This is a genomic window from Mucilaginibacter sp. SJ, from assembly GCF_028993635.1.
Classification (GTDB): domain Bacteria; phylum Bacteroidota; class Bacteroidia; order Sphingobacteriales; family Sphingobacteriaceae; genus Mucilaginibacter.
In genome coordinates, this window is the sequence record NZ_CP118631.1 from 5,196,035 (window position 1) to 5,206,958 (window position 10,924).

A 10,924-nucleotide genomic window follows, 5' to 3' on the forward strand; every position below is an offset into this window, starting at 1 on the left:
CCGCTGAACATTGGCAATGCCTGCTTTAGCATCCGGCCAAATATCTACCAACTCTAATCTTATACATGGACAATAATAAACTGATCACCAAACCACATTACCCGATACTGGATGGCTTACGCGGTGTTGCAGCCATTATCGTAGTTACCTTTCACCTAACCGAACCATTGGGGAGCGGTCATCTGGATATCATAGTTAACCACGGGTACCTGGCTGTCGATTTCTTTTTCCTGCTATCGGGTTTCGTTATCGGTTATGCTTATGACGATCGCTGGCATAAAATGACAATCGGCAGTTTTTTTAAACGCCGTATCGAGCGCCTTCAGCCAATGGTAATTCTCGGGATGACATTGGGTGCCATAGGTTTTTATTTTACAGATTGTACGCTGTGGCCGCTCATTCATACTGTACCGGTTTGGAAGATGCTACTGGTAATGCTGATCGGTTATACCATCCTGCCGGTACCGCTGTCTTTGGATATTCGCGGCTGGCAGGAAATGCATCCTCTTAACAGCGTAGGATGGTCATTGTTCTTTGAATACATCGCCAACATTCTTTATGCGGTTTGGATAAGAAAATTTTCAAAAACTACATTGTCGGTTTTAGTATGCGTTGCAGCTGTAGCACTTGCGCACCTGGCTATCACCAATGGAGATGTCAGTGGCGGCTGGACACTTAATGTGGAGCAGGTACGCGTTGGCATTACCCGTACCATATACCCATTCTTTGCCGGCCTGCTGCTTTCGCGTGTTGCGAAACCCGCCCGCGTCAGGCACACGTTTTTATGGTGCAGTGTTTTAATAGCGATAATATTATATATGCCGCGCATCGGCGGTGCTGCCCATCTTTGGATGAACGGGATCTACGAGTCCGTTTGCATCATTATCATTTTTCCGCTTATCGTTTATCTTGGTGCCGGCGGTAAGGTTCATACCCAAGTGGAGAACAGGGTATGCAGGTTTCTCGGCGATATATCCTATCCTCTTTACCTGGTGCATTATCCGTTGGTTTATTTTTATGTAGCATGGATCAGCAATCATAAAGGCGTAACCATAGTGCAGGCCTGGCCTTATGCCTTAGCTATTTTGATTGGTGCAATTTTCATGGCGTATATTACTTTGAAATGGTATGATGAGCCGGTTCGTAGCTGGCTGCGAAAAAAACTTGGGTAAAAGGGATCTTGAACAAAAGCGGCTTCAGCGTACCTTGACATGCAAAGCATTAAAGCATTAAAACATGGCCTGAATTTCTTAAATTCGTAGCACAGGAGATAAAACTTCCTGTAAGGCGGGATCAGCAAATTAATATTGAGCGAACTTTCGAAATGCCGGTTAGCAAAGTGTTAGTGAACAAAAGCATTCAATTTATCTATAAAAGCATAATACCTTACCACCTATGAAAATGACACGCGTTTTTATGTTTTCCTGCCTCCTCATATTGGGCTGCGCCGGGCCGAAAAAGCTGGCTGACGCCGGCAATGCCGACAAGGGCTGGACGAAGCTGTTTAACGGGACCGACATTAACGATTGGTTTGTAAAGATCAATCACCACCTGGTTGGCGAAAATTATGGCAATACCTTCCGGGTAGAAGACGGCATGATCAGGGTTAGCTATGATCAGTACGGCGATTTCAACGATCAGTTTGGTCATTTGTATTACAAAACCCCGTTCTCTTATTATCACCTGCGGTTTGAGTACCGCTTTGTTGGTAAACAGCAAAAAGGTGCGCCAGACTACACGCTCCTTAACAGCGGTGTCATGTTTCATTCACAGGATCCCCGCACGATGCTAAAGGACCAGGATTGGCCGATATCGATAGAAATGCAGCTATTAGGCGGCCTGGGCGACGGGAAACCAAGGCCAACAGGAAATATGTGTTCGCCCGGCACTGATGTTGTTTATAAAGGAAAGGTTTCGCCCGACCATTGTATCAATTCTACTTCAAAAACCTATGACGGTGACCAGTGGGTAAAGGGCGAACTGATTGTTCAGGGCAACAAATTAATCACCCATATCATCAACGGCGATACGGTACTTCAATACTCAAGGCCTACCATTGGCGGCGGTGTGGCACATGGCTACGATCCGAAGTATAAGCAGGATGGGAAATTATTAAGCAGCGGCTTTATCGCTTTACAAAGTGAAGGGCAGCCTGTCGATTTCAGGAATATAGAGATTAAACAGCTGCCGGATACTGACCGGTAGGTTGCAAACAAAAGCCAGGCTCGTTAATATTTCTCCTGAGTTAACAACAGCAGTTAATTGGGCAAAAATAACACGTTATACGAAACTATTTCCCGTAAATACCGTATGACTGGCAAGCAGGGCTAACTTAAAATAAGCTCCTGGTAATCTGGAATTATTATGAACGTTAAAGGCGGTTTGGTCAATATAAATTCTTGCCCGGTAGAAGTTATTAAGACTAAATTCCTGAAACCAAACTAATAAGTTTCGCAAGATAGGGGCATTTACTTAGCCGCTGCAATGTTTGTTTTGGCTTATAACATCAACCGATTAGAAATACGATAAAACTACCAGCAAAATAATAATGAGGCCAATATTGCTTTTTATCTGGTGTTTATACCTGCTTTTTCCCGGATTATCCTATTCGCAAACACCCGCCCTTAAATTTAAGCAGCTTAGTACGAACGAAGGTCTTTCCCAAAGCCATGTAGTAACCATTATTAAAGATAGTCGCGGCTTTATGTGGTTTGGCACCGAAGATGGCCTTAATAAATACGACGGTTATAAATTTACGCATTATAAGCACGACCAGAATAATAAAACAACCATCATCGATAACTATGTATTAGCTATAACGGAAGACAGTTATCATAATTTATGGATTGGAACCGAAAGCGGGCTTGACAGATTTGACCGGGCCTCAAATACATTTATCCACTATTCCAATCATTTAACTTTTGCTGTACAGTCTGTTTTTTTGGATAGTAAAAAAAGGATGTGGCTGGGCACCAGCAAAGGTTTATATCTGTTTAATGCTGCAAATGGTTCATTTAAAAGATTTACACATGCCGCGAATGGTACAAACAGTATAGCTAACGATTTCATTTACCAGGTTACTGAGGATAATAATGGCTGGTTATGGATAGGCACCGATGACGGACTTTTCCATTTTAATCCACAAAACGGTAAGTTTATTGGTTATGTTCATGATCCTGCAAACCAAAACAGCATCGGCGCCAGCTGGGTAAAGGCGGTATACAAAGATAGCAAGGGCAATATTTGGGCAGGTACACATGGAGGAGGCCTGGCATTATATAACAATAAAAATAATTCGTTTATAAATTTCAAACACGACCCTGATAACAGCAACAGTATTTGCCATAACGATATTCTTTCGATACTCGAAAACAGCGACGGGAAGCTCTGGATAGGGACCGAAAATGGCGGCATAAGTGTGCTCGACTATCCGGCCAATAAATTTACTTGCTACAAATTTGACGCAAACGACCATTACAGCCTGAGCAATAACTCGGTTTATTGTTTATATAAAGATGATACAGGGAATACCTGGATAGGCACTTATTCGGGCGGTGTTGATTTTTTGCCTGGCTTTGGCGATAAATTCAGCTCCTACAGTCAAAACCCAAACAACCCGAATAGTTTGAGCAATAATAATGTGCTGGCCATCTCCGGCGATGATAGTGACGAAAATATTTGGATAGGCACCGATGGGGGCGGCCTTAATTTATTTAACCGGAAGAAAAAGACCTTTGTTCATTACCTGCATAGTGATAATAACAGCAACACCATAAGTAATAATTATGTAATGGCCATTGTGCCAATAAATAAAGATGTTATTGGTATTGGCTATCACATTGGCGGGTTTGACCTGTTTGATAAAAAGAAAGGAACCTTTACCCATCATATGCCCCAGGCAAATAATCCGCGCAGCCTTTCCCTTTCCGATATCAACAATATGTATAAAGACCGTGACGGCAATATATGGTTAGGAACCTGGAAAGGGGGGCTTAATCATTATAACGTAAAAACCGGTCTTTTTACAAGGTACAGGAACAACCCGGAGGATAATAACAGCATAGGCAGCGATATTGTTACCTCGGTATTCCAGGATAAACAGGGCAATATGTGGATAGGTACGGATAACGGGCTGGATGTATTAAACCCTAAAACAGGCCGTTTTACACATTACAGGCACGATGAAGGGGATAAACACAGCTTATCAAACAATACCATCGAGGCGGTTACCCAGACTGATAACGGTGATATATGGATAGGCACAAACGGCGGCGGACTTAATCTGTTTAACAAGCATAGCCAAACATTTACCATATTTACCGAAAGACAGGGTTTGCCCAATAATGTGATCTATTCGATTTTGAAAGACCGTAAAGGCAACTTCTGGTTAAGCACCAACAAAGGGATCTCCCGATTTAATCCCAAAACAAAAGCCATCAGAAACTATGGCATGTCTGACGGGCTGCAGGGAGATGAATTTAAAGGCCATTCCGGTTTTCAAACTGCTGACGGGGAAATGTTTTTTGGCGGCGTAAACGGCTTCAGTACCTTTTATCCTGATAGTTTAAAAGATAATGACTTTATCCCGCCTGTTTATATTACCGGCTTGCAGATTTTCAACAAAGAGATAAGCGCCGGTGCTAAAAACTCCCCGCTTCAAAAAGATATCAGCGAAACTGACTCCATAAACCTATCCTACAAACACTCGGTACTTACATTTGAGTTTGCGGCACTGAATTATACCATTCCCGAAAAAAATCAATATGCCTACAAGCTGGAAGGGTTTGATAAAGATTGGAACTATGTTGGCAATAAAAGAACAGCCACTTATACCAACCTCGATCCCGGTAGTTATACATTCAGGGTCAAAGCATCAAATAACGATGGCAAATGGAATAACAAAGGCACATTCATCATCATCAACATTAAGCCTCCTTTTTGGCTTACCTGGTGGTTTAAATTAATTGTAGCTTTAATTTTTATAATCAGCGGCCCGGCTTTTTATCTTATCCGCACACGTTCTATATTAAAACAAAAGGCCGAGCTTGAGCGCCAGGTAAAAGAACGCACCGAGCAACTGGCCCGCGCTATAGAGGTTGAAAAAAAATTAGCAGTTGAGGCCGAAGAAGCTAACAAGGCTAAAAGCATATTTTTGGCTACAATGAGCCACGAGATCCGCACACCTATGAATGGGGTAATCGGGATGGCGTCATTACTGGCCGAAACTCCTTTGGATGAAGAACAGCGTACCTTTGCCGAATCAATACAAACCTGCGGCGAAGACCTCTTGGCGGTGATTAACGATATTTTAGATTTTTCGAAAATAGAATCGGGCAATATGGAGCTGGAGGAAAAGGATTTTAGCCTGCGTACCTGTATTGAAGAAGTTTTTGATGTTTTTGCCTTAAAAGCCGCCCACCTAAAGCTTGACCTGGTTTACCAGATTGACTATGATGTACCGGCGCAAATTATTGGCGACAGTTTAAGGCTTCGCCAGATCCTGATCAATTTAATTAGTAACGCTATTAAGTTTACCAAAAAGGGTGAAATTTATGTAGCCGTGCATTTGCTCAGCATATCAGAAGATAACCACATCGAATTAGGCTTTGAGATAAAAGATACCGGCATTGGCATTTCTGCCGATAAGCTGCACCGTTTATTTAAAGCGTTTTCGCAGGTTGATTCATCAACCACCCGGCAATACGGAGGTACAGGTCTTGGCCTGGTTATCAGCGAACAACTTGTAAAATTAATGGGCGGCAAAATCAGCGTGGAAAGTGAAGTTGATAAAGGAAGTACGTTCAGGTTTTCTATTCACTCGCAAAAAAGTTTACTGCAGGACCCTGTACAAATAAACCACACTATGCAGGGATTCGAAAAGAGTGAAATTTTGGTTGTAGATGATAATGATACCAATTGCAGGATTTTAAAGGCTCAGCTGGAGCAGTGGCAACTAAGCCCGGTAGTAGCCAAATCGGGCGAACTGGCTCTTGAGATCCTGGCGCAGCAGCATGATTTTAAGCTTGTTATTACCGATATGCAAATGCCCTTTATGGATGGGATTGAACTGGCAACCTTAATACGGGCCAAATACCCCGAATTACCTATAATGCTGTTGAGCTCCATCAGTTATGTTTTCCATAAAGATAACCCCGGTTTGTTTTGTTCTATACTAACCAAACCTGCAAAACAGCATAATTTATATAAGCACATTATAAAGGAGCTTGGCAAGCATGTAAATTCTGCCACTCATGAGCCACTGCACAGCGATACTGCAAATCATAAACTGCCTGATAATTTTTCGGAAAGCTACCCATTGAGGATTTTGGTTGCCGAAGATAACCAGATGAACCAGAAACTGATCATGAAGATATTGAGTAAATTAGGATATGAAGCTGCTTTGGCAGCAGACGGTCTGGAGGTACTGGATTTGGTTAATAAAAAAACGTTCGATGTTATTTTAATGGATGTACAAATGCCTAAAATGGATGGCCTGGAAGCCACGCGAATAATAAAGAAGCGTTTCCCCGAACGGCCCTTTATTATTGCGATGACGGCCAACGCCCTCCAATCCGACCTGCAAATTTGTATAGATGCAGGTATGGACGATTATATAAGCAAACCATTTAAATTGGATGACCTGGTTAAAAAACTGGTGAAATGGGCAGGGAAGCATACAAGTGACACGTAACCCTGAACAGCAGGATATCAAGCGGAATAAAATTGTGAAATATCAATGAAAATTATACTTTTGCAAACTCCAAACCGGATTAGATTCCTGAGTAGCTCAGCCGGTTAGAGCATCTGACTGTTAATCAGAGGGTCGCTGGTTCGAGCCCAGCCTCAGGAGCAAAGCCTCACATGTCTGTGGGGCTTTTTTATTTGATACAGCCCGGACTGATCCATTAAAATTCAGATCTCTCATTTCCTGAAACCAAAAGGTTCAATAGCTTTGCAATCCAACAAAAAGGTTAATTATTATGGAATACTCAAAAACCTATATTGCCAAAGATGAGCATATAGATGTACAGGAGATCATGGATGGTTTATATTATCCGTTTTATATGGAATATTGCAGGCATGATTATATCAGGGAAATATTGGGGTTTGATCTTGAAACCGAAGCTAAAAACGGCATTTACATGGTACTTTCAAACTATAGCATCAGCTTTCTCAGATCACTGAAAAAGGGCGATGAATTTAAAGTTACCTGCACCTTGTATACTGATAAAGGGGGCTTACCCAAGCTGCACTTTAAACAATCAATAATATGCAACAATAAGGTAATGACCAAAGCTGTATTTACGGGCACCTGTGTGCCGGCAACTGGCGGCAGACCGTATTTACCGGCCTCGGTATTAGAAAAAATAAAGGATGCCCCTGTTCTTGAAGATTAAGTGACCGGCAGAGCACCTGCCCCTGCCGGATAATTATGCAGCAGGGGTAATATTATACAAAAGAGGCTACCTGTGGGATAGCCTCTTTGGGGATTGCTTAAAGCCTGAAATAACCGAAGTGTTTATGAACCCGCCTGCTGCAAATTAGCATTGCTTATAAAGCGGCAGGAACTACATACGTGGCCGGATAAAGTTTACGGAACATCAGGTAGGTTACCGTTACCATGATAAATGCAACAATGGCATCAATGGTGGCGGGAAAACCGAGCACAGCGATTTTAGACAAAAAAGCAAATATAATATCGAAGAAAATACCTGCAAATACCCATTCTTTTAATCTAAGCAATCTGTTAGGTGTTAAAAGAACTGCTACTCCCGATAGTTTAGCGACACCAAGAATATAAATAAAGTGCGGAGGGTAGCCCAGTTTTAAGGTGATATCCCACACAAACTGATTTTTGGTCAGCTCGCCAAATCCGCTTGCAGCAAACCATAATGAAGTCATTGCTGTTCCTATCCAATAGATTGTTTTTACTGTTTTTGTTGTCATGATATGTAGTTTTGAGTTGTTTGATGGCTCAAAATTGTGGCAAAAACAACGGAGATCTAACCACTTTCGGGATGAAGCAGACAAACTAAGCTGCCGGCCGGACAATCCAGGCCCCGACTTCCATATGTCATTGATCCAAACTGCTTCAATACGTTAATTAAAGCCTGCCATAAAGTTTTTTGTCCCGCTGATTGCTGTGGTCACGGTGATAGGCGGATAAACTAAAAACGATGGCGTAGGAAAGACGGGTTTTATCATGCTGTTAATTGGATTAAGGTGTAATGCCTGGACCTAATTTTTTCAATGGTTGAAATGTCCGGTTCAGGGACTTCTTTGTCGGGTTAAAGCACTTGAGCTCGGTATGCGGCAAGTTGAAATATACTTTTGGGAGTAAATCAATAAATACTTAACAAAATGAAAACTCAAATCAACATTACCAAACTAACAATAGCTGCTGCCGCGGTCTTTTTATCCACTTTCAGCCCCAAAAATAGTTTGGCTCAAACTGCACCTGCTGTAAAGAACATTGTGATAGTACACGGCGCTTTTGCCGATGCATCGGGATGGGAAGGTGTATATAGAATATTAAAAAAGGATGGATACAACGTAACTCTTGTGCAAAACCCACTTACTTCGCTCAATGATGACGTTGCCGCAACCAATCGCGCCCTTGAAAAACAGGATGGCCCTGCTGTGCTGGTAGGGCATTCATGGGGCGGTTCGGTAATTACCGAAGCCGGCGTATCGCCCAAAGTAGCAAGTTTGGTATATGTTGCGGCTTTTGCGCCGGAAGTTGGCCAGTCGACCCTTGATGTTTATCAGTCGGGCCCGGCACTTGCGAAAAATGGTATCCTGCCTGCCGATAGAAATGGTTTGGTGTATTTTGATAAAGCGCTCTTTCACGAATGTTTTGCAGCTGATCTGAATGAAGCGAAAGCAGATTTCATGTTTGATTCACAGCAGCCAATTGTTGGCTCAAGCTTTGTAACTCCATTAACACAGGCGGCCTGGAAAACCAAACCAGCTTACGGTATTGTAGCCACTATGGACAAAGCCATCAACCCCGAACTGGAACGTGCAATGTATAAGCGTGCCGGGGCTGTAGTCACCGAGGTTAAAGGCAGTCACGTTATATTTATATCGCAGGCCGCCGCCGTGGCCCGTGTAATTGAAGCTGCGGCAAAAAATGGTTCTGAAAAAAAATAAGGTGATCTTATTTTAATTCATTTACTAAAGAGATAGAAGGGGGCGACTGTTTTAACGGTTGCCCCTTTTCCTGTTGATGAGCGGTATGTAATCTTTGCCATGATGGTGTTGAATACTGCTACGAGTTCCACCAGGTTGTTCCGCAGATTTAAGGTAGCCCGTAAAACCAATTGATAAAGCCAGTCTGGTAAAATATATGGTATAGCAAGCATAGGTCAAACCCATAGAGGTTTACATTACGCAAACTCATCTATTGCCTGCTGGCCTATAATAGCCTCTCGCAGATTTAGTTAGCTTGCAAATAAAAACGATCAAATTCAAGCAATCAATTTGAGTTGCCCCCGGGCGGGCTTCGGGCATTGACGGGGCTGTTTTCTGCAACCTTGCCCTTTGTAGGATTTGATTGTCGGTAACAGATTTTAATGATAGAGCTCAACGATGATTGCACCAGAGGTGCGAAAGGGTTTTAGAAAGACAGACAGGTGTGCGTACCTGCTTTTAAGTAAACAAAAAACCAGGATAGGAAATGCATTTTTAGCATTTCCTATCCTGGTTTACGTGTTATTTTAAAAAGATTGATTATTTATCTGGCAAAGCTTTCGGCCTCTATAATTGCGTCAGCAAAAGCTTTAGGAGCTTCCTGCGGCAGGTTGTGGCCTATGCCACCGTTAATAGTATGATGTGCATACTTACCTTTAAAGCGGGCAGCATAATCAGCAGGCTTAGGATGAGGAGCTCCATTGGCATCGCCTTCAAGCGTTACAGAAGGTACAATGATTGGAGGCGCGGTTGCCAGTTTTCTTTCCAGGTCATCATATTTTGTCTCACCTTCGGCAAGGCCCAGGCGCCAGCGATAATTGTGGATCACGATGGCAACATGGTCGGGGTTGTCAAAAGACGGGGCGGTTTGCGCGAAAGTGGCGTCGTCAAATTTCCACTTAGGTGATGCTGTTTCCCAGATGAGCCTGTTAAAATCACGCCGGTTTGCCTCGTAACCTATTTGGCCGCGCTCGGTACTAAAATAAAACTGGTACCACCATGATAGTTCTGCTTTGGGCGGCAGTGGTTTTTTATTTGCTTCCTGGCTGCCTATCAGGTAACCGCTTACCGAAACCATTGCTTTACAACGTTCGGGCCATAAGGCCGCCACGATGTTAGCTGTACGTGCGCCCCAGTCAAACCCGCCGATGATTGCACGGTCTATTTTCAGGGCGTCCATCAGTGCGATAACATCAGTAGCTATTGCTGCCTGCTGTCCGTTCCTGAAAGTTTGTGCCGAAAGGAATTGCGTTGTACCATGGCCGCGCAAATGAGGTACAATAACCCTGTAACCGGCTTTGGCAAGTATGGCTGATACCTCAGTATAACTATGTATATCATATGGCCATCCGTGAAGCAGGATAACAGGCTGTCCGTTTGCCGGACCGCTTTCTGCATAGCCAATGTTAAGCAGGCCTGCATCTACTTGTTTGATCGAGTCGAAAGAAGCTGTAGAAAAAAGCGTATTGTTTTGCCGTGCCGGTGAATCTGCGTGCTTGGTTTCGGCTTTAAGTAAACCGAGACCGCCTAACTCTGCTGCTGCAACTGTTAATGCGGAGATACCAAGAAAGCGGCGACGGCTGAATGTTGTTTCATTGTTCATGTTTTTCGGATTAGTTTGATTAATAATTCGCCTTCAGATGCTTTTCTCGTCGTCGGGCATAACAAAAGTACACCGGCACCAGGATTATGGAAGTGGTTGATGCATGAACCGGACAAATGGTGACTTCAG

7 protein-coding genes and 1 tRNA gene are annotated in these 10,924 nt (G+C 43.1%); 6 read left to right on the plus strand and 2 right to left on the minus strand.

The features are described 5' to 3' along the window. Window positions 1-65 precede the first annotated feature (65 nt). The 5 genes from MusilaSJ_RS21570 to MusilaSJ_RS21590 all read left to right on the plus strand — a co-directional run bounded on the left by MusilaSJ_RS21570 (window position 66) and on the right by MusilaSJ_RS21590 (window position 7,397). The gene (locus MusilaSJ_RS21570; RefSeq protein WP_274986870.1) at window positions 66-1,172 is read left to right on the plus strand and encodes an acyltransferase family protein; all 1,107 of its coding nucleotides are present in this window, start codon (window positions 66-68) and stop codon (window positions 1,170-1,172) included. Between the two features lie 223 nt (window positions 1,173-1,395). After that, on the plus strand, window positions 1,396-2,205 hold the full coding sequence (locus MusilaSJ_RS21575) for a 3-keto-disaccharide hydrolase (RefSeq protein ID WP_274986871.1): 810 nt from the start codon (window positions 1,396-1,398) through the stop codon (window positions 2,203-2,205). Between the two features lie 343 nt (window positions 2,206-2,548). Beyond that, window positions 2,549-6,691 (plus strand): hybrid sensor histidine kinase/response regulator, encoded by a 4,143-nt coding sequence (locus MusilaSJ_RS21580; protein ID WP_274986872.1) that lies wholly within the window; start codon window positions 2,549-2,551, stop codon window positions 6,689-6,691. 85 nt (window positions 6,692-6,776) lie between these two features. Then, a tRNA-Asn gene (locus tag MusilaSJ_RS21585) sits at window positions 6,777-6,850 on the plus strand. A 130-nt stretch (window positions 6,851-6,980) separates the two neighbouring features. Beyond that, a complete protein-coding gene (locus MusilaSJ_RS21590) occupies window positions 6,981-7,397 on the plus strand; it encodes an acyl-CoA thioesterase (RefSeq protein WP_274986873.1) in 417 nt (138 codons plus the stop codon). 154 nt (window positions 7,398-7,551) lie between these two features. Here MusilaSJ_RS21590 and MusilaSJ_RS21595 read toward each other — a convergent pair whose 3' ends face one another. Continuing rightward, window positions 7,552-7,947, minus strand: a complete 396-nt coding sequence (locus MusilaSJ_RS21595; RefSeq protein WP_274986874.1) for a DoxX family protein — start codon at window positions 7,945-7,947, stop codon at window positions 7,552-7,554. Between the two features lie 414 nt (window positions 7,948-8,361). On the opposite strand from MusilaSJ_RS21595, the gene MusilaSJ_RS21600 reads away from it, so the two are divergent. Then, window positions 8,362-9,153 (plus strand): alpha/beta hydrolase, encoded by a 792-nt coding sequence (locus tag MusilaSJ_RS21600; protein ID WP_274986875.1) that lies wholly within the window; start codon window positions 8,362-8,364, stop codon window positions 9,151-9,153. Window positions 9,154-9,736: 583 nt separating this feature from the next. On the opposite strand, the gene MusilaSJ_RS21605 is transcribed toward MusilaSJ_RS21600, so the two are convergent. Beyond that, window positions 9,737-10,795 carry an alpha/beta fold hydrolase gene (locus MusilaSJ_RS21605; RefSeq protein WP_274986876.1) on the minus strand — a complete coding sequence of 353 codons (1,059 nt, stop codon included), beginning with the start codon at window positions 10,793-10,795 and terminating at the stop codon, window positions 9,737-9,739. Window positions 10,796-10,924 lie beyond the last annotated feature (129 nt).